The following is a 19,058-nucleotide window of genomic DNA, read 5'->3' as shown; positions in this document are numbered from 1 at the left end:
CCCTCCCTATAAGAAAATGAATGTCTAATAAATGCTGAAGCGATATACGTTATATAGAACATTATAGTTCTTTATATTGTTCTAATCATGAGTCGAAGTAACTATTTTCGGTTATTTTATCCCGGATATGGAGGAGAAGATCTCTTGAAACGTCTTAATAAAGAATTTTTTCATCTGCCGACTTTGGAATTATCGAGAGCTCTGCTTGGACAGACGCTCGTAAAAGAAACACCAGAGGGGAAAACGGCAGGTAGAATTGTAGAAACGGAAGCTTACATAGGACCAGAAGACCGTGCTGCCCACAGCTACAAGGCGAGGCGTACGAAACGAACAGAAATTATGTTTGCCTCTCCGGGTCACGTGTATACGTACTCCATGCATACCCACTGCTTATTTAATATTGTATCCGCTCCTGAAAACAGCCCGGAAGCCATATTAATTAGAGCCGTTGAGCCGTTAGCAGGGAAAGATTTAATGGAGAGCCGGAGAAGCGGACGCCGGGAATTGGAATGGACGAATGGACCGGGGAAATTGACCAAAGCGCTGGGAATCTCGATGGATGATTATGGCCGGCACTGCTGCGATGATACATCAGTCTATCTGCTGGAGGGCAGAAGGCCGGAACATATTCAAGCAGGTCCGCGTGTTGGCATCGACAACAGTGGAGAAGCGGTAGACTATCCATGGCGTTTTTGGGATTCAAGTAGTCCATATGTCTCAAAAAGCAGAAAAAAGCCAGGCACTCCATAAGGGAGGCCTGGCTTTTGTTCTCCTTTATAAGGGGGAATTTTCTTTTTCAGATACTGGATGAAAAGCTTCTTTTGATCGCTTATTTCCTTTAATGAAAAAGGACAATATAAGGCCCAATAGAGAAATTACGGCGGTAACAAGAAAAGCAATATTGACGCCTTCAATCAGCGCAGTGGAAGGAGCAGAGGCAGAGCCTGCCGCAACGCTGCTCATAATAGTAATAAGAACAGCGGTACCAATGGATCCTGCCACCTGCCGCATCGTATTTGTCATGGCCGTACCATGGGGAATTAAATCCTCTGACAGCTGATTAAGGCCGGCGGTCGTCATCGGCATCATGACCATAGCCATCCCAAGCATACGCAATGCGTGGAGGGCGGCAATAGTCGTTAAAGAAGTCATATCGTCAAAATAGATAAATGGAATAGTTCCTATGACAAGAGATGCCATACCGATAAGCCCAAGCCATCTGGCGCCGACCTTATCAAAAATCCGGCCGGTAATAGGAGAACAGATCCCCATTACTATAGCGCCCGGCATGAGAATAAGACCGGACTGCAGGGCAGTGAAACCTCTGGCATCCTGAATGTACAGCGGAAGTATCGTAGCAGCACCAATCATAGCTGTAAAAACGATCATTGTAATAACGGTCGTTAAAGTAAATATTGGGTTCTTAAATACTCTGAATTCAAGAATAGGGGTTGGGAGCTTAAGCTGGCGTGTTATAAATGCTACGAGTGAAACAACTCCCACAGCTAAGGTTATGGTAACAACCGGTGCCCCCCACCCGCTTGAGCCTGCGGTGCTGAATCCATAAAGAAGACCGCCGAAACCGAAGGTGGATAAAATAATGGAAAGGCTGTCCATTTTCGGATGCTTCAGCGTGGTTACATCGGTCATTTTAAAGTAGGCAACAATTAAATTGATAATAGCAATAGGGAAAATAATATAAAAAGCAGGCGCCATGAATAGTTATCGACAATTAAGCCTGATAAAGTAGGACCGATCGCCGGGGCAAAAGAAATCACCATACCAACAAGCCCCATAGCAGCCCCGCGTTTATCTATAGGAAAGATAAGCAGAAAGACGGTCTGCATCAGCGGCATCATAATTCCCGCTCCCATTGCCTGCACAATACGGCCGACGATTAGGATGCTGAAAGTCGGGGACACAGCGGCAATGAGAGTACCAATAGCAAAAAGCCCCATAGCAGCCATAAAAAGGCGGCGTGTCGTGAATGTTTCAATTAAAAAAGCTGTAATAGGAATCATAATACCGTTGACGAGCAGAAATACAGTAGTAAGCCACTGGGCCTGGGAAGCATTAATATTTAAATCTCCCATAATGGTTGGAATAGCGGTAGCCAGCAGTGTCTGATTCAGCACGGCGATAAAAGCCCCTGTAATGAGAATAGAAACAATAATTCGTGTGTTAATTTCTTTTCCGGTTGTAGTATCTGTCATTTCTTTTTCCTCCTAGTGCTCTGAGCGGTAAATACGTTCAGCGTGAATGCTCTCTTTTTCGATTTCACTCTGTTGACGAAGGTGAGTGAAAAGGGCATCCACAATAATCGTATTTACATTCGTTCGGGCCATTTCTTCTTTAAGCTGCCGGACAACCTGTTGAAAATATTCATGTTTTTCTTCCGGTAGTTTTGTTTTAATAGCAGCCTGAAGTTCCAGCAGACTGTTGTTCCATCTTTTCTCAAATGGCTGGTGCTGTTCTTTTCTACTTCTTCTATAAAAGGAGCCATATACGCAGAAGTAAACAACGGTTCTGTTGATTTACGGGAAGCGATAACCGCTTCAATACTGGAAGCAACAAACTCCGCTATTGCTTCATAATCAACATTTTCTTCTCTTTTTTTGTCTAAAAGAAGCGTAATCTCGCGGGTGAATCCTTTAAAAAGAATAGTCAGATCCCAAATGTTCGCCTGTACATCACTTCCGAACCCTTCAAGAAGCATATTTTTATGCCAGTTCAGCAGAATGCCATAGCTTTGATTCATCAATTCATTTACCCGGTGCGACTGCTGCGGTTTTGCCTGCTGAAGCATATAAATGAATTCACGCTTGCCGATAAATCCACGGATTTCTTCCATTACTTTGGCTTTAAATGCTTCTCTGGGCGTAAGCGAAGTGTCCATCTGGATCGCTTCCGACCTGGCGATCATTTGATCACGGTTGTGTGTAGCAATATTTAAAAGAATATCCTCTTTGTTTTCAAAGTATTTATAAATAGATGCTTTAGACATGCGGCAGGCTTCAGCTATATCCTGAACCGATGTTTTGTAAAAGCCTCTCTCTGAAAATAAGTGCATGCTTTTAGTGAGTATGAACTGTTTTTTCTCTTCAATCATAAATTCATTCTTCTCCTTAAAACTAATTGGTTTCTATAAAACGTTACAGTTTTTTAACATGATTTATCTTATCGAACCCCTTAGATAAAGTCAAGAATAATGTTTCAGTTCCCGAAATAAATAAAACTGGATTCTTCATCCAGTTTTAAATAAATAATGAAAAATATGGCTGGATTTTGTTTCAAAAAATAGAAGGGGGAACAGAAGGAGTATTATCAGCAAGTCATTTAAATAAAAATAAGCAGGAGGATATATATGGATATCTCGAAAAGACAAACAGAAGGACAGCCTAACCAGACGCAGCCGGAACAGCCGGGTGTAGAATCAAAAATGGATCCATATCCGGTCCAGCCGGATCATTATAAAGGGGCGGAAAAGCTTAAAGACAGAGTGGCCCTTATTACAGGGGGAGACAGCGGCATCGGCCGTGCTGTTGCGATGGCTTATGCCAAAGAAGGCGCACATATAGCAATCAGCTATTACAATGAGCACGATGATGCGGAGGAAACAAAACGCCTGGTCGAGCAGGAGGGTGTAAAAGCACTTCTGCTTCCAGGAGATGTATCGGAAGAGAGTGTCTGCAAAGATATCGTGGAAAAGACAGTAAGTGACTTGGGGAAACTGGACATTGTAGTAAATAACGCGGCTATTCAGTATCCGCAGAATGATATTCAGGATATATCGTTTGAACAGCTGGATAAAGTATTCCGGACGAATTTCTATTCCGTTTTCCATGTGACTAAATTTGCTGTTCCGCATTTGAAGAGCGGAAGTTCTATTATTAACACAACGTCGATTAATCCATACAGAGGAAATCCTATTCTGATTGATTACACTGCTACAAAAGGAGCGATCGTCGGTTTTACAAGAAGTATGGCAGGAAGTCTTGTCAATAAAGGCATACGAGTTAATATGGTGGCGCCGGGTCCAATCTGGACACCGCTTATTCCTTCTACATTTGACGGAGAATCAGTAGAGGAATTTGGCACAGACACCCCAATGGGTCGTCCGGGCCAGCCTTCAGAGCACGTAGGAGCGTATGTGCTGCTTGCGTCTGATGAATCTTCCTATATGACCGGCCAGTGTATTCACATCAATGGCGGCGACTTTATGTCATCATAACAGCAAAACTCCCGGCAGCGGCCGGGAGTTTTTTTAGACTGTGGACAAAGACAAAAATACGTATTTTATACAAGGTCCTGTACAGGGGACGCTTTCCGCAGGCCATGCCTCAGCTAAAGAGGAAAAGAACGTCCTCTTTATCTTTTCCTATGGCTGTTCTGCTGGAGTCGCCCCTGTGTATTTTCTTTCATTATTAACACAGATTAAATAGGACTCAAAATCATATAGGGATTTACAAAAGAAGATAGTTTCACGGCAAACAGCAAAACTCCGGCCGCAGCCGGGAGTTTTTTTATTTTAATGTAGTTAATTTATTAAGCACGGAGCTTCTTGGTTTGGCAGCAGGTATATGGTCCGGGTAGCCTATCTGCATAAGCCCGATAATCGTTTCTTCAGTATCAATATGCATAGCTTCTTTGAATACATCACTATCAACGTAGCCGCCGGTTTTCCATATCATTCCGATTCCCTGTTCCCAGGCACAAAGCTGAAAGTTCTGGATAAGCGCACTGGCAGCACCGAAATTTTCCTCCCATTTTTTCTGATTGCTTTCAGCATTATTGATAACAAGCAGATGAGCAGAGGGGCCCATTTTTTTTGCGCGTACTTTTTCAGGGTTTTTAGGTTTTTTACACTGGCTGTTGTAGGCAAGCATCGCCTCCAGCAGGTTTTCCTTTCCATTTTCGAGACAGAGAATAAAGCGCCATGGTTCCCGTACTCCATGGTCAGGTGCCCATTTTGCCGTTTCCAGCAAATCGACAATCATTTCTTCGGATACAGGTTTATCTGAAAAAGAGTTGATGGATCGTCTTTCTGAAATAATAGCGGACAGATCTTTACGCTGCGTTTGGATCATGAGAAAGTCATCCTTCCTTAACTGAGAATCATTTTCATTAATCTTAGCATAATCAGACTGGAAGAACAAAAGATAACATGTTATAATAAAAATGACTGATAGTCATTCATTCTCAGGAGGGATACATTATAGATACCACAAAGAAAGAGCGAATCCTGCAAAGTGCAATAAATGTCTTCTCGGAGCAGGGTCTGGAAAAAACAAAAGTTGCTGATATTGTTAAACAGGCCGGTATAGCTCAGGGAACCTTTTATTTATATTTCCCTTCAAAATATGCTTTAATTCCAGCAATAGCCGAAAAACTGCTGGATGATATCTTAACGATCATGGAAGAAAGAGTGACTGCAGACCAGAAGTTCGAAGAGAAAATAGCAGCTATTGTAGATGCTACATTTGAGATCACAGCTGAATATAAAGATGTACTTGCCCTATGCTATTCAGGTCTTTCTTTGTCCGGAGCCCTGCAGGAGTGGGAAAAAATTTATGAACCTTACTACCGCTGGATGGATGGACTGCTTGAAGAGGCTGTCCGAAATAAAGAAATTCGTCCAGGTATACGGATAAGGATCACGTCCAAGATGCTGATTGGTGTTATGGAAGAATCGGCAGAACAGGTATATTTATTTGATGAGCACTATGATGGCAGCAGGGAATACCGTGAAGAACTTAAATTATTTATTATCCAGGGACTAAAATAATTCCTGGCAGTCAAAATGACTGACATTCATTCATTAAAGGAGAAGAATTAATCGTGAAATTACAAGAATCAACGCTGCTTCGTTTATCTGTGTCGGGGGCTTTACTGTTTTCTATTATGGGTATCATCTGGGGATATACGCTGCTTCCCAAATGATACTGTTTGACGGGCTTTATTCTCTTATAAGCCTCGGACTTTCATTTATGTCGATAAGTGCCTACTATTTTATGAAAAAGGAAAATCTTAAGCAGTTTCAGTATGGAAAAGAATCGATAGAACCGCTCATTGTCTCATTTAAAGCTTTAGTGATAACTCTTTTATGTATCGGAGCCATCGCTTCTTCTATTTATTCGCTATGGAACGGTGGAAGAGATATTGCGCTTGGGAGCGCGCTTGTATATGCCGTAGTAAGCACGATTCTCTGCGGCGCAGTGTACGGCATCATTCAGAGAAGAGGAGAAGAAAAGAGCTCTTCTTTTCTTCAAGCTGAATCAGCCCAGTGGCTGATGGATACACTGCTTAGTGCAGGAGTACTGGCAGGATTTCTATTGGCATTTATTCTCCAGGCTGTCGGTTTTCAAACGGTTATTCCTTACGTGGACCCATTGATGGTTCTTGTCATTGGCCTTTATTTTTTAAAAATGCCATACCAGCTTTTCCGCAGTAACGGAAGAGAGTTAATTCGGATGGCACCGGCACCGGCTACAGCAGCTCTTGTTTATAAGAAAGCAGAAGAATTATTAATGAAATATAATATGCAGGACATGGTTGTAAGAACAACCAAAGTAGGGAAGACGCTGTATATTGATATTGATTATATTATTGATGAGACGTCTGCCATTCAGAATGTAAAAGAAATGGATACCCTGCGCAGGGATTTCGAAGCGGGTATAAAGCAGATGGAGATGGAAAAGTGGGTAACGATCACATTTACGGCAGACAAGTACTGGGCTATTTAAAGGCAGGAATGTATCGAACGAATCGTTTCTGAAATCGTATGGCCGGTAAACAGGTGATCCGCTAAATGATCAAGTTCTGTTTCACTCTCATTGATTATAACGAGAGAGGCACCGCTTTGTTTCGCATCCGCAGGAAAATAGGAGGCGGGTGCTACAGTAAGGCTCGTACCCAGCACGATAAAGAGGTCCGACTGAAGAGCGGCTTTCTCTGCTTCTTCGATAGCTTGAGAAGGAAGCATTTCCCCAAATAAAACAATATTAGGACGGAGCATACCGCCGCAGGAAGGGCAGTTTGTTTCTGCCCTTACATAATGAAGTGTGTCTTCCCGGGCTCCGCAGTCATTACAGCGAAGGGATGCAGAGATCCATGAAGCTCCGACACAAAGACGGCTTCCCGCTTTTTGATGAAGATTATCTACGTTTTGAGTAATAATCTCTGCACAAGGCCGGTGCGTTCCCATTCCGAAAGAAGAAGATGACCGTCATTTGGAAATACGTTCTGCAGGGCTTCTATACGTTTTGATAAAAGGAAACAAAGGAAGCCCGGTTATTGTGCATAGCATCGGTGCTGGCCATTTTTACAGGGTCATATTTCTGCCACAGGCCCTGCTGGGAACGGAAATCTGGAAGCCCGCTTTCTGTTGACATACCTGCCCCTGTCATCACTGTAGTATAAGAAGACGCTTTTAATAAATCAGCTATTTTCTTCATATTTCCGAAAGCTCCTTTTAATTAATAGTCCGTCAGTTCAATAAGGCGGTCGTCATTATCAGACGGATTGCCCCGTCCATCGCCGTTATTCGTTACAATATACAGGCGTTCCTGCTCAACCCATACATCACGAAGCCTGCCTTCTCCGCTGTATATAACATTCATTTCTTCTGTTTCCACATTAAATCGCATCAGCTGCGTACCGCGGAGGCCGGTTACAAATAAGTCCCCGTTGGCATCTGCATCCATTCCGGAAGGTGCCCACGTATCACTGCCGGAATGAAAGAGGGACTCTGCATTGTCTCGTCCTGTTCATCCCCTGTAATTTCCGGCCAGCCGTAGTTTTCTCCTGCCTGAATCTGGTTGATCTCATCCTCTGCGGAAGAACCGTGCTCCGAGCTGTACATGGTGCCTTCCTCATTCCATGCAAGCCCCTGGGGGTTACGGTGACCATAGGAGTATACATATGAATCCTCCATAGGATTATCTTCAGGGATCATACCGTTCGTTTCCATTCGCAGAATACTTCCTGCCAGGTTGTCAGGATCCTGAGAGCTGTCTTCAACGTCCGCATCTCCGGTTGTAGCGTAAAGCATGCCGTCCGGACCGATTTCGAGCCGGCCGCCGTTATGGATGGAAGCGCCGGGTATTCCGTCAAGCAGCACGTCGTTCTCTCTCCAATCATCGCCTGAGCGCTTCAGGGAAACGATGCGGTTGGCTGGTCCATTATCTGATTCATAGGTGTAGTAAGCGTAGGCTGTCTGGTTAGCATCGTCAAAATCGGGGTCAAGTACGAAGCCAAGAAGGCCGCCTTCTCCTTCAGCAGCGACTTCATCCGATAAGTCAGGTTCGGTTCTTGTAACACTGCCATTTTCATCAATCCATGCGATGGTTCCAGGCCGTTCACTGATGAAATATCCATCCTCATGCGGCTGGATCGCCCAGGGAACGTCAAGATTTTCGGCGATGGTGCGCGCAGATGCCGAACTATCGGCACTGTTTTCCGAACTGTTATCGGTTTCCTCATCTCCACAGGCCGCAAGCAGCAGGGAGACACTGCTCAGAAAAAATAATGGCTTTTTATACATGTCCAGCCTCCTCAATTAACATCATTGATTTCTTTTTCGCTCCATTTCCATAAATCTTCAGCAAGATTGCGGTCAAGAGCCGTATTGGAAGGAACAATCGGCTGCATGTTTTCAAAGTATTTACCTGAAACCGATGCCGCCTCAGGTGAAGAAGCGAGGTAAACGGCAGTGGCTGCTCCTTCTTCCGACGTCTGGAAAAAAGGTCGGAGAACAGCATGAATGCCTCGGCCAAAACCAGTTTCCTGGTTTACGCCGAGGCTCGTGCTGACAGCACCGGGATGAAGACTGTTAACAGTGACCGGTGTACCGGAGAGACGCTGATCGAGAGAGAGGGCGAATAAAATATTCGCAAGCTTGGATTGGCCGTATGCCTTCCAGACGCTGTATTCTTTTTTTAAGTGAGGATCCTCAAAATCAATGCGGCCCCATTTATGGGCGCCGGAAGAGACCATGATAATCCGGCCCTGTGGTGCGGCTTTTATTTTATCCAAAAGCAGATTTGTCAGCAGAAAAGGACCTAAGTGATTAACACCGATCGTTTTTTCAAAGCCATCCGTTGTTTCTGATCGTTTCGTTTCCACCACGCCGGCGTTATTGATTAAAACGTCTAACGTCTGCCAGCGGGAGATGAAAGCCTGACAAAAAGCACGGATGCTTTCCAAAGAAGCCAGATCGCAAAGCATCATTTCTGCAGAGGCGTGTCCACTGTAATCATTAATTTCACGTACAGCATTGATGCCGCGTTCATTATTTCTTGATGTAATAATAACGTGAGCCCCTTTTTGGGCAAGTGCTTTGGGGATGCAAGACCCATACCGGTGTTTCCGCCGGTGATTAATACTCGTTTCCCGTTCATATGTAATGCCTCCTTTGTATACACTGCTTATTCCCAATATAGATCGGATGGAAACAAAAAGGAGGAGAGGGCAAAAGAACGCAAAAAAGAACTCCCCCGAAGGGAAGCTCTTTTTATTATGGTTCTTACATTGGTGTCGGCTTATTATGCTTTAGTTACGTTAGCTGCTTGTGGTCCACGGTCGCCTTCAACGATCTCGAAGTTAACCTGCTGGCCTTCTTCAAGTGTTTTAAAGCCTTCTTCCTGAATTGCGGAGAAGTGTACGAATACATCGTCTGCACCTTCGCGCTCGATGAAGCCAAAACCTTTTTCTGCGTTAAACCATTTAACTGTACCTTGTTCCATGTGATGTTCCTCCTGCGTGCGTAATAATCTGTTGCGCACTAATTGTATTACTTATCTTGCAAACCGATACCCTATTTATTAATAGTTGTACCGGACAAAATAGCTACTTTAGAATACCATCGATTTTTTGATTTTGCAACCACCTGGCGGATAAATTAATTATATTTTTTGCCTTATCGGCTGTTTATAAGGGGTAATAATGAAACATAAATGTTGTAAATGCTTTCATTGCAGTGGTTTCACGATTTTTTTGAAATGATGGTATAAAAACGAAAAAATTTTAATTATTTTTTTGTTTGTCGTTTATAGCGTCCTTTACCGTTTTAAATGCAGTGAAAGAGTTAAGGTTGGCGTGAACTTCTTTTGAGCGGACGGCTATTTTGGGAGTAACACCGGTTAGAATCAGCTCGGTCCCAAGGAGATTCAACAGGTCATACAGCGTAAAAAGGCTTTTTATGACATCATCGTTCAATTTAATAAGACCGGATAAATCAAGAATCAGTGTTTCAATTTCAGAATAGTAGACGGCTTCTGTTACGTTATGGAAGATAAGTTTGATACGTTCTTCATTCATATTTCCGATAAGCGGGAGTACATAGACTTTATCCATAACGGGAACAATTGGAGTCGAGAGGAGGGCTATTTCCTTGTTGTGTTCCCTGAGGGATTCCTCCGTATTTTTCTGTGCAGTGATGTCTTTTTGTACGCCTATAAAGAAGTATTTTTTTTCTTCTTCTGAATACACAGGGTCAATATGAAGTTCATTCCAGAATTTTTCACCGTTTTTTTTATAGTTGACGAGCTGTACACTGACGGATTCTTTCTGCTCAATAGCATTACGCAGTTTTGTATAGCAGCATTGGATGACTCCGGCCCCTGCAGAAAGCGGCAGTTTTTTCCAAGAATATCTTCATAGCTGTAGCCGGTCATTTGCAGGAATCCCTGGTTTGTATAAATGATAGGGTTGTCTTCGATTGCCGGGTCTGAAACGATAACACCTACCCGGGTGTGATCTATCGCTTCGAGAAGAATGGAAGTTGCAGGAAGGTCAATAGGGAAATGACGAGTCATGTTGTGAAGGGCTCCTTTATTAAGTAATAGCTTTTTTCTGTTCATAATAGTATCAAAATTTCTTATTGGTGCCCAGAAAAAAGACTCCTTTCCCCGGCAGAGCCGGAAAAGGAGTCTAAGGTATTATTTATCGGTTACGGGGAACCAGCCCGGTGTATGAATGATAGCCTGCCAAAGGGCATCGGGAATAACTAGTTTTCTTTGATCGTGAACGGAAAGGGTTGTTTGAATAGTATCCGTTTTTCCGTCTGCTGCTTTTTCGACCCAATCCGGTTCCATAATGAACTCGCGGCCCAAAGCAATAAGCGGAACGCCTGAGGCTAATGCTTTTTCCACTTCTTCCGGTGTATGAAGAGAACCTACTCCAATGACAGGAATGCGGGAGCCGATTCTATCCTGGATTAATGTGACCCGGGAAGCAGTATCATGTTCATCTCTTATAGAGCCCGACCAGAAGTTCTGCACAGATACATGAATATAATCGAGCGGCTGGGAAGCCAATATTTCAGAAAGAGCCAGCGTATCTTCCATCGTAATGCCCGGGTTCTCCGCTTCTTCAGGAGAAAGCCGGTATCCGACAATAAAAGAATCGTCTGCATGGGTTTTGGCCGCTTCGAGTACAGCTTCAGTAACAGCAAGGAAACCTGGTGCGGTTTTCAAAACTGCCGCCCCATTCATCTTCTCTTCTATTAGAGTGTGGAGAAAAGAACTGCTGAATTAGATATGTGTTGGCTCCATGGATTTCTACACCGTCAAATCCGGCCTCAGCGGCTCTTCTTGCTGCTTCACCAAAGCTGTGAATAATATGGTTAATTTCGTCTTTTTCCAGCGCCCGGGGTCACTGCGTTATCACGGACAGGAGCTACCGCGCTTGCGCTGACCGGCATATTATCAGGAACAAGCTCAGGCGGGCACATTCTTCCTCCATGAAAAATCTGCAGAATCGCTTTGGAGCCTTTCGCTTTGATAGCATCAGCAAGTCTTGTAAGTCCAGGAATGAAATCATCATGGTGGACGCCGATTTCATCTTTAAACCCTTTGCCGTTTCTGTTACGTTCGCACAAGCGGTCACAACAACGGAAGCACCACCGGATCTTCTTTCATAATAAGCTATTTCTTCATCGCTGACCTCGCCGTCCGGCTTAGATGCGAAGTTAGTCATTGGAGCAAGAAAAACGCGGTTCTTAAGCTCTTGACCGCGGGGGAGAGTGAATGGTTGTAAAAACGAATAGTTGTTTGATGCAGTCATATAATATCCTCCTCGATTTAAGTTACAAAGTATATTCTAGATAATGATTAATAACTAAAGCAAATAAATTAGCTTATGAATGTTTGATGATTCAACAGGAGGGGTAAATTAAACAATGTCCCGAATTTCACAGCAGTAGAAATACTGCTACTAACTAAGGAGGAATTTATAATGGAAACAATGTTTACTTCTTACGCAACAGCACAAGGCGGTCGTGAAGGTCACGTAAAGTCAGATGACGGACTTATAGATGTAAATCTCGTACAGCCGGGATCCGGTTCGGATAAAGGCTCAAACCCTGAGCAGCTTTTTGCAGCAGGATATTCCGCATGCTATGATGGCGCGCTGAACCTTATGGCTAAAAAAGAAAAAAAGAATATTACTTCAGAAACAACAGCAGCTGTAAGTCTTAATAAAGACGAATCAGATAATGGCTTCAAAATAAGCGTAGAGCTTACAGTTAATATCTCTGGAGTTTCCCAGGAAGAAGCAGAAGAATTAACAGAAAAAGCTCACCAGTTCTGCCCGTATTCCAAGGCAACAAGAGGAAATATTGACGTAACAATCACGACAAAAGCAGAATAATATAGTAAAAAGAACGGCTGCGTCAGCGGCCGTTCTTTTTTTTATCTCTAAATCTATATTATTTTATGCTAAACTAGACATTACTGAATAGATAAGCGTAAAAGGAGATATTACATGAGCAACGAAAGTCCGGCATTGGATTCGTTCCCTTCTTATATACAAGATAACTGGGAGAAAAGCAGTTATACAGAATGGACCCCTATCCAGGAAAAAGTAATTCCGCCATTGTTAAACGGCGAAAACGCATTGTTTCATTCCCCGACCGGTACAGGCAAGACAGTAGCGTATCTACTGCCTTCTCTTCAAAAAATAGACGAATCTGTTAAACAACACAGGTTTTGATTGTTGTACCAACGAGAGAACTGGCGATGCAGGTAGCAGAGCAGGTCAAAATATGGACGCAGGGATCAGAAATTAAATCCGCCGCATTTATTGGAGGAGCTAATATCCAGCGTCAGCTCGACAAGCTCAAAAAGACCGTGCATGTGGTCGTAGGCACACCTGGAAGACTCGATGAGCTGAAAAGCAGAAAGAAACTGAAGCTGCATGCTCTGCAGACGTTCATTGCTGATGAAACAGATCAGCTGCTGCAAAAAGAAAACACAAAGTATATGCAGTCCCTGCTTAAAGATGTGAAGCGCGAAACCCAGCTGGTCTACACATCGGCTACCGTAACAAAGGAAGTCCGGGCATTCGCTGAACGGACAATGGAGCCTTATCAACTATTCAGTGTTGAATTTACGCAGGAAGAAAAAGATAGAATCACCCACTTGTACATTGTGTCTGATGAACGGGATAAGATCGATCAGATGAGAAAAATTGTAAATGCTGTTGGAAAACAGGCCATAGTTTTCGTCAACAATGCAGACAAGCTGGAAGAAGCTTCCGGAAAGATGAACTACAGGCATTGGTCTTCCAAAACGCTTCATGCGCAAAGTTCAAAGGAAGAACGGGAAAAGTCGTTAAAGGCATTTAGAAATGAGGAGATTAAGCTTCTTCTTGCGTCGGATGTTGCAGCACGCGGTCTGGATATTGAAGAGCTTCCCTGCGTTATTTCACTTGATCTTCCCTTTACAAAGGAACAGTATACCCACCGTGCAGGCAGAACAGGACGGATGGGAAGAGAAGGCCTTTCATTACCCTTTGCACACCTCGTGAAGAATCTATCTTTAAGCGTATTGCTAAAGAAGCAGACGTTCACGCAGTAAAAGCTGCGATCCGGGGCGGGGAATTGGTGGAAGCATAAAAAAGCCGTCCCCCTTGAGGGACGGCTTCTAAACAGTATCAAACAATTCTTTCTCAAATATGTGCAGGTGGGTAGCCAGCGTGATAATACATTCTTTATGGTAATATTTCCTCACGGCTTCAGCCATTTCGTGCTGTGAAGAGAAGTAATGAATACTCTGGCTGTTGTTAGCAAGTGTTTCAATGTCGGTTGATTTTCCGGCGGTTACCTGCTGAATTTTTTCATCAAAGATATAAGCATAAGGCTTATTCATTTCAGGGCCCCCTAAAATAGTTTTGAGAACTGTCCTTATTTTATACCTAATATTGGACTAAATCAATCTGTCTTATATAAAGATACGGTTACTGTATTTTAATGATTGTAAAAAAATATTAATGAAAACAATGTTTTAAGATCAATAAATATGGTATAATATTAAGGTTATGGAATGAACTAGTTAAGCGAACTTTCCAGGTAAAAGTATCTGCCACACTAATTTGTTGCGGAAATAATAAGAAATATGAAATATAAAGGAGATCATTTTATTGACTTTGTTTAAAGAATTAGATATTAACCCGCAAATCTTAAAAGCTGTTGAGGCTATGGGATTTGAAGAAGCAACACCTATCCAATCAGAGGTTATCCCTAAGCTGAAAGCAGGCAAGGATATCATCGGCCAGGCACAGACAGGAACAGGGAAAACGGCAGCATTCGGTATTCCCCTTATTGAAAACATGAATAAGAGGAAAAAGCACCCCAAGGGTTAATTCTTGCTCCAACAAGAGAATTAGCTATTCAGGTATCAGAAGAAATCAACCGCCTGGGCAAATATGCCGGTATCTGGTCTCTTGCCATTTACGGTGGACAGGATTTACGCGCCAGATTAAAGCGCTGAAAAGATCCCCGCAGATTATTGTAGGAACACCAGGACGTTTCATGGATCACATGAGAAGAAAGACAATCCGTCCAAATACGATGAGAATGGTCGTATTAGATGAAGCAGACGAAATGCTCAGCATGGGATTTGTTGAAGACATTGAAACAATTCTTAGTGAAACACCTGAAGATCGTCAAACGCTGCTCTTTTCGGCAACTATGCCTACAAGACTAAAAACGGTAACAAACAAGTTTATGAAAGAGCCGGAATCCATTAAAGTGAAAAGCAAAGGTTTAACGGTTTCTAACATTGAACAGCGGTACATTGAAGTTCCGGAAAAGCAGAAATTTGATACACTTTGTCATCAGCTTGATATTACTCCACCTGACTTGGCAATTGTGTTCGGCAGGACGAAAGAAGAGTAGACGAGCTTGCTGAAGCTCTTACTCAGCGCGGTTATGCTGCAGAAGGTATCCACGGAGACCTGAAGCAGGAGAAGCGTGATAAGGTAATCCGTAAATTCAAAAAGTCTACTATCGATATACTTGTTGCAACAGATGTTGCTGCAAGAGGACTTGATGTAAGCGGCGTAACACACGTTTACAACTTTGACCTGCCGCAGGATCCGGAAAGCTATGTTCACCGTATTGGACGTACCGGACGTGCCGGGAAAAATGGTTTGGCTTACAGCTTGTAACGCCGAAAGAAAAAAGCCATTTGAAATATATCGAAGATACGACAAAAGCAAAAATGATAAGAGAAGAGCTTCCTACCTTTGAAGAGCAAGGAGAAGGAACGCGTGCATCAGGCTGTAGAAGATCTGTCTAAAGCAGCAAAAGAAGAAAGACTTGGACTCCTTAAAAGGACCAGCTGAAAACCTTCTAGTGAATACGATGCGGTCACGCTCGTAGCAGCAGCTCTTAAGATGAATACAAAAGAAGCAGAAAAAGCAACCATCAAGCTGACTGAAGAAGCACCATTGCGTTCTAAAAAGCAAGGCGGCGGTGGAAATTACGTAAGAGAAATGACGGACCTCGCGGCGGCGCCGGCGGCAAAAGCCTTATGGCAAGTCAACGCAGCGTAAAGAAAGCTATGCAAGAACAAGAAGAAATCCAAAACGTCCTACAAACTCATAAAAACAAAAAGAAACCGCCTGCGGGCGGTTTTTTGTTGGAAACAGCCGGCCGGTTACTGCGGCAGATGAGAAAATGAACGGTCGTATGATATAATAGCACGGCAGAAAGAGAAAGGCAGGAATGCGTGATGAGTATTATTCGAGTGGAAGATCTCTATAAATCATATGGGGAAAAAACAATTTTTGACCGGATTTCCTTCTCTATTGAACCCCACGATAGAATCGGATTAATTGGAGTAAACGGAACAGGCAAATCAACACTGTTAAAAGTTCTTTCAGGCATCGAAAGCCCGGAAGAAGGTACGGTATATCATGCCAATTCCTTTGAACAGGCGTTTCTTCCCAGGAACCAGAGTTAGACGGAGAGGCAACTGTATTAGATGAATATACTTTGGTGCCTCTAAGAAGATGAAACGATGAGAGAATACGAGAAAGTCCAGGCTGAGCTGGAAAAAGCTCCCGGTGATGAGAAAGTTCAGGAACGAATGATAGCTGTGCAGCAGCGGATTGAAGAAGAGGACGCCTGGGAGGAAGTACACTTGCCAAACAGGTGCTGACAAAGCTTGGCATTACTGAATTTTTTAAAAAGACAAAAGATCTTTCCGGCGGCCAGAAAAAAGGGTCGCTATGGCAAAAGCTTTAATTCAGCCGGGGATCTGCTGATTTTGGATGAGCCGACAAACCATTTGGACCATCAGTCTATCGAATGGCTGGAAAAATACCTCTCCACCTTTCCGGGCGCCCTTATCGTCGTAACGCACGATAGTACTTTCTAAATCGAGTAACGAATCGTGTATTTGAACTCGACAAAGGAAACCTTTATGAATACAGCGGAAACTACGAAATGTACCTGGAGAAAAAAGCAGAACGGGAAATAAATGAAGAAAAGAAATGCAAAACTTCAAAACACGATGAAGCGTGAACTGGAATGGCTGCGAAGAGGTCCTAAAGCACGGGGAACAAAACAAAAAGCAAGAGTGCAGCGGATTCATCATACGAAGGAAACCATGCAGCATACCTCAAAGGAAGAGCTTTCCTTTGCTGTGGGATCGCAGCGATTAGGAAAAAAAGTAATGGAACTCGAGAATGTGTCGAAGGCGTTTACCGGGCGGCAGCTGCTGGACTCCTTTTAGCCTGCTTATCCAGCCCGGAAGCCGGATCGGCATCATCGAGAAAAATGGAAGCGGGAAATCAACGCTTCTTAATATAAGGCAGGCCGGGAGGACGGCCGCGACAGCGCACAGTGGAAACAGGCACGACAGTCAAAATTGGGTACTATACGCAAAATCATGAAGAACTGGATGAATCCAAGCGTGTTATTGAATATATTAGAAGCATTGCAGAGGTAGTGCATACAGAAGACGGCCAGACCGTAACCGCTGAACAAATGCTGGAGAGGTTTTTGTTCAACCGGACTGTCCAGTGGAACTATATCAGCCGCTTATCCGGAGGAGAAAAACGGAGACTGTATTTACTGAGTATTTTAATGACAGAACCAAACGTATTAATGCTGGATGAGCCGACCAATGACCTTGATACCCAGACGCTTGGCATATTGGAAGAATACCTGGCTGTGTTCTCCGGCTGCGTCATTACCGTATCCCACGACCGCTACTTTCTGGACCGGTTGTGGATGTGCTTTTTATCTTTGACAGCACCTCAACGATCAAGCGGTACCAGGGAAGCTATTCTGATTTTTTATCGGACCAGGCAGAGAAAACAGAGACTGCTTCTTTAGCTAAGAAAGCGGCTGGAACTCCTGACAAAAAAGGCAGTCAAATTATCCTATAACGAAAAGAAAGAATGGGAATCCATTGAGGATGATATTCTGGAAGCAGAGAGCAAAGCGGAGAAATTCAGAAAAAGATCGATGGAGCCGGCAGTGATTCGAAAGTCCAGAAGTGGATGGAAGAAAAGCAAAAGCTTGATGAACAAACCGAATACTTGTTTGAACGCTGGGAAGAACTTTCTGCGAAAATAAATCCAGAATAAATAAGATTGACAAGACCGGCAGAGAAGAGTACATTATAAGAAATAACTTGATACTTTGGAAAAAGGGGAGTAGCTTTTTCAATAAAATCGTCAGGACGGGAGCAATCCCGGTTTTATTGGCAGCCGTTATGCTGTTAGCGAGACCTTACCTATGAGACGGTAAAGGTTTTTTCATGCCTTCACCGCCTCAGTGGTGAAGGTTTTTGTGCTTTGGCACAGAGGAACTTATCGCTGCAGGGTACCAGGTTTATCTTGGAAAAGGAGAAGATAAACATGGAACTTAGTCTGCTGATGGAATATGGATGGGTGCTGCTCGTTCTCATACTGCTTGAAGGAGTCCTTGCTGCAGATAATGCGCTTGTTCTTGCCGTGATGGTCAAACGGCTGCCTCCGGAAAAAAGAAAAAAGCACTTTTTTATGGCCTGGCCGGAGCATTTGTTTTTCGTTTTGCCTCTTTGTTTATCATTTCATTATAATTGATGTATGGCAGGTTCAGGCTATCGGTGCTCTTTATTTATTATTTATTGCGATCAACCACATTGTGGAAAACTGTGGTTTCATAAGGAAGGTGAGGAGGAAAAAAAGGCAGAAGGATACGCGGAAAACCCTGCAGGGTTCTGGCGTACCGTAGCTAAAGTGGAAATTGCAGATATGCGTTTGCAGTGGATTCCATTCTTGCTGCAGTGGCTCTGGCTGTTACTCTTCCTCGCACCAATCTTCCGATGATAGGCGGGATGGACGGCGGTCAGTTCCTCATAATCCTAACAGGTGGATTAATAGGTGTCGTCATTATGAGGTTCGCCGCGGGATACTTTGTAACTCTGCTTGAAAAAAGACCGGGGTTGGAAATTGCTGCGTTTGCCATTGTTGGCTGGTGGGCGTAAAGCTGATGGTTCATACCCTTTCTCATCCGGCTTTATCGATCCTGCCTGTGCATTTTGCCGAATCAACTATATGGAAAGCCTCTTTTTATATCGTATTGGTTGGTATTGCAGCTGCAGGTTGGCTGTTGTCCAAGGATAAAGAGAAATTTCAGGAAAAGTGGTACGCAAAGAGAAATCTGTTTAAAGGTAAAAATAAGATATATTTTCTATACTCCGGCTGAATCTAATCGATTCAGTCTTTTTTTTTCATAAGAAATTGGATAAGCTAGAGAAGTACAGAGAAGAGAGGGGGCGCGG

21 protein-coding genes and 6 pseudogenes are annotated in these 19,058 nt (G+C 43.5%); 14 read left to right on the top strand and 13 right to left on the bottom strand.

The window, feature by feature from the left end; all coding sequences use genetic code 11:
* Positions 1-87: 87 nt before the first annotated feature.
* On the top strand, positions 88-750 hold the full coding sequence (locus MMY81_RS17885) for a DNA-3-methyladenine glycosylase (protein ID WP_374562253.1): 663 nt from the start codon (positions 88-90) through the stop codon (positions 748-750).
* 24 nt (positions 751-774) lie between these two features.
* Here MMY81_RS17885 and MMY81_RS17880 read toward each other — a convergent pair.
* Together MMY81_RS17880 and MMY81_RS17875 are read right to left on the bottom strand one after the other, a co-directional pair.
* Positions 775-2,213 (bottom strand): annotated as a pseudogene (locus MMY81_RS17880) (MDR family MFS transporter).
* A gap of 113 nt (positions 2,214-2,326) precedes the next feature.
* Positions 2,327-3,109, bottom strand: a complete 783-nt coding sequence (locus MMY81_RS17875) for a TetR/AcrR family transcriptional regulator (RefSeq protein WP_252313920.1) — start codon at positions 3,107-3,109, stop codon at positions 2,327-2,329.
* Between the two features lie 255 nt (positions 3,110-3,364).
* Between MMY81_RS17875 and MMY81_RS17870 the strand changes: the two genes are divergently transcribed.
* Positions 3,365-4,231 (top strand): SDR family oxidoreductase, encoded by an 867-nt coding sequence (locus tag MMY81_RS17870; RefSeq protein ID WP_252313919.1) that lies wholly within the window; start codon positions 3,365-3,367, stop codon positions 4,229-4,231.
* 292 nt (positions 4,232-4,523) lie between these two features.
* On the opposite strand, the gene MMY81_RS17865 is transcribed toward MMY81_RS17870, so the two are convergent.
* Positions 4,524-5,087: a nitroreductase family protein gene (locus tag MMY81_RS17865; RefSeq protein ID WP_252313918.1), complete on the bottom strand. Its 564-nt coding sequence runs from the start codon at positions 5,085-5,087 to the stop codon at positions 4,524-4,526.
* A gap of 95 nt (positions 5,088-5,182) precedes the next feature.
* Between MMY81_RS17865 and MMY81_RS17860 the strand changes: the two genes are divergently transcribed.
* A complete protein-coding gene (locus tag MMY81_RS17860; RefSeq protein ID WP_308215390.1) occupies positions 5,183-5,785 on the top strand; it encodes a TetR/AcrR family transcriptional regulator in 603 nt (200 codons plus the stop codon).
* A gap of 151 nt (positions 5,786-5,936) precedes the next feature.
* Positions 5,937-6,743 carry a cation diffusion facilitator family transporter gene (locus MMY81_RS17855; protein WP_252313916.1) on the top strand — a complete coding sequence of 269 codons (807 nt, stop codon included), beginning with the start codon at positions 5,937-5,939 and terminating at the stop codon, positions 6,741-6,743.
* Here MMY81_RS17855 and MMY81_RS17850 read toward each other — a convergent pair.
* The 9 genes and pseudogenes from MMY81_RS17850 to MMY81_RS17815 all read right to left on the bottom strand — a co-directional run bounded on the left by MMY81_RS17850 (position 6,740) and on the right by MMY81_RS17815 (position 12,063).
* A complete protein-coding gene (locus MMY81_RS17850; protein WP_308215379.1) occupies positions 6,740-7,204 on the bottom strand; it encodes a Sir2 family NAD-dependent protein deacetylase in 465 nt (154 codons plus the stop codon). The genes MMY81_RS17855 and MMY81_RS17850 overlap by 4 nt on opposite strands.
* 49 nt (positions 7,205-7,253) lie before the next feature.
* Positions 7,254-7,454: a Sir2 family NAD-dependent protein deacetylase gene (locus tag MMY81_RS34240; protein ID WP_308215378.1), complete on the bottom strand. Its 201-nt coding sequence runs from the start codon at positions 7,452-7,454 to the stop codon at positions 7,254-7,256.
* 21 nt (positions 7,455-7,475) lie between these two features.
* Positions 7,476-7,703, bottom strand: a complete 228-nt coding sequence (locus MMY81_RS17845) for a PQQ-dependent sugar dehydrogenase (RefSeq protein ID WP_252313915.1) — start codon at positions 7,701-7,703, stop codon at positions 7,476-7,478.
* The gene (locus MMY81_RS17840) at positions 7,670-8,542 is read right to left on the bottom strand and encodes a PQQ-dependent sugar dehydrogenase (protein ID WP_252313914.1); all 873 of its coding nucleotides are present in this window, start codon (positions 8,540-8,542) and stop codon (positions 7,670-7,672) included. The genes MMY81_RS17845 and MMY81_RS17840 overlap by 34 nt, the downstream gene beginning before the upstream one ends.
* An 11-nt stretch (positions 8,543-8,553) precedes the next feature.
* Entirely contained in the window at positions 8,554-9,435 is an 882-nt protein-coding gene (locus tag MMY81_RS17835) for an SDR family oxidoreductase (RefSeq protein WP_308215377.1), read from the bottom strand.
* A 107-nt stretch (positions 9,436-9,542) separates the two neighbouring features.
* The gene (locus MMY81_RS17830; RefSeq protein ID WP_120193703.1) at positions 9,543-9,743 is read right to left on the bottom strand and encodes a cold-shock protein; all 201 of its coding nucleotides are present in this window, start codon (positions 9,741-9,743) and stop codon (positions 9,543-9,545) included.
* Between the two features lie 280 nt (positions 9,744-10,023).
* The gene (locus MMY81_RS17825) at positions 10,024-10,353 is read right to left on the bottom strand and encodes an STAS domain-containing protein (protein ID WP_252314012.1); all 330 of its coding nucleotides are present in this window, start codon (positions 10,351-10,353) and stop codon (positions 10,024-10,026) included.
* A gap of 111 nt (positions 10,354-10,464) precedes the next feature.
* Positions 10,465-10,814 (bottom strand): annotated as a pseudogene (locus tag MMY81_RS17820) (PAS domain-containing protein); the annotation flags it as partial.
* Positions 10,815-10,937: 123 nt separating this feature from the next.
* Positions 10,938-12,063, bottom strand: a pseudogene (locus tag MMY81_RS17815) (NADH-dependent flavin oxidoreductase).
* Between the two features lie 171 nt (positions 12,064-12,234).
* On the opposite strand from MMY81_RS17815, the gene MMY81_RS17810 reads away from it, so the two are divergent.
* The 3 genes from MMY81_RS17810 to MMY81_RS17800 all read left to right on the top strand — a co-directional run bounded on the left by MMY81_RS17810 (position 12,235) and on the right by MMY81_RS17800 (position 13,856).
* Complete coding sequence (locus tag MMY81_RS17810) at positions 12,235-12,648, top strand: organic hydroperoxide resistance protein (RefSeq protein ID WP_253076009.1); 414 nt, start codon at positions 12,235-12,237, stop codon at positions 12,646-12,648.
* 114 nt (positions 12,649-12,762) lie between these two features.
* On the top strand, positions 12,763-12,990 hold the full coding sequence (locus MMY81_RS17805; protein ID WP_252313913.1) for a DEAD/DEAH box helicase: 228 nt from the start codon (positions 12,763-12,765) through the stop codon (positions 12,988-12,990).
* Positions 12,987-13,856 (top strand): helicase-related protein, encoded by an 870-nt coding sequence (locus MMY81_RS17800; RefSeq protein ID WP_252313912.1) that lies wholly within the window; start codon positions 12,987-12,989, stop codon positions 13,854-13,856. The genes MMY81_RS17805 and MMY81_RS17800 overlap by 4 nt, the downstream gene beginning before the upstream one ends.
* Positions 13,857-13,922: 66 nt before the next feature.
* Here the strand turns inward: MMY81_RS17800 and MMY81_RS17795 are convergent, their stop codons facing one another.
* Complete coding sequence (locus MMY81_RS17795; protein WP_252313911.1) at positions 13,923-14,147, bottom strand: hypothetical protein; 225 nt, start codon at positions 14,145-14,147, stop codon at positions 13,923-13,925.
* A 271-nt stretch (positions 14,148-14,418) separates the two neighbouring features.
* Between MMY81_RS17795 and cshA the strand changes: the two are divergent.
* The 7 genes and pseudogenes from cshA (at position 14,419) to MMY81_RS17780 (ending at position 18,982) form a co-directional block, all read left to right on the top strand.
* Positions 14,419-15,834, top strand: a pseudogene (gene cshA, locus MMY81_RS36320) (degradosome RNA helicase CshA).
* A 254-nt stretch (positions 15,835-16,088) separates the two neighbouring features.
* Positions 16,089-16,193, top strand: a pseudogene (locus MMY81_RS36315) (ATP-binding cassette domain-containing protein); the annotation flags it as partial.
* A 108-nt stretch (positions 16,194-16,301) separates the two neighbouring features.
* The gene (locus tag MMY81_RS36310; RefSeq protein WP_483882493.1) at positions 16,302-16,442 is read left to right on the top strand and encodes a hypothetical protein; all 141 of its coding nucleotides are present in this window, start codon (positions 16,302-16,304) and stop codon (positions 16,440-16,442) included.
* A gap of 6 nt (positions 16,443-16,448) precedes the next feature.
* Entirely contained in the window at positions 16,449-16,661 is a 213-nt protein-coding gene (locus tag MMY81_RS36305) for a hypothetical protein (protein WP_483882492.1), read from the top strand.
* Positions 16,662-16,763: 102 nt separating this feature from the next.
* Positions 16,764-17,018, top strand: a complete 255-nt coding sequence (locus MMY81_RS36300) for a hypothetical protein (protein WP_483882491.1) — start codon at positions 16,764-16,766, stop codon at positions 17,016-17,018.
* A 110-nt stretch (positions 17,019-17,128) separates the two neighbouring features.
* The gene (locus MMY81_RS36295) at positions 17,129-17,623 is read left to right on the top strand and encodes an ATP-binding cassette domain-containing protein (RefSeq protein ID WP_483882490.1); all 495 of its coding nucleotides are present in this window, start codon (positions 17,129-17,131) and stop codon (positions 17,621-17,623) included.
* A gap of 527 nt (positions 17,624-18,150) precedes the next feature.
* Positions 18,151-18,982: pseudogene (locus MMY81_RS17780) on the top strand (TerC family protein).
* Positions 18,983-19,058: the final 76 nt, after the last annotated feature.

The sequence above is a fragment of the Sinobaca sp. H24 genome (genome assembly GCF_023845525.1).
This window is presented reverse-complemented; position numbering and strand designations above follow the sequence as displayed.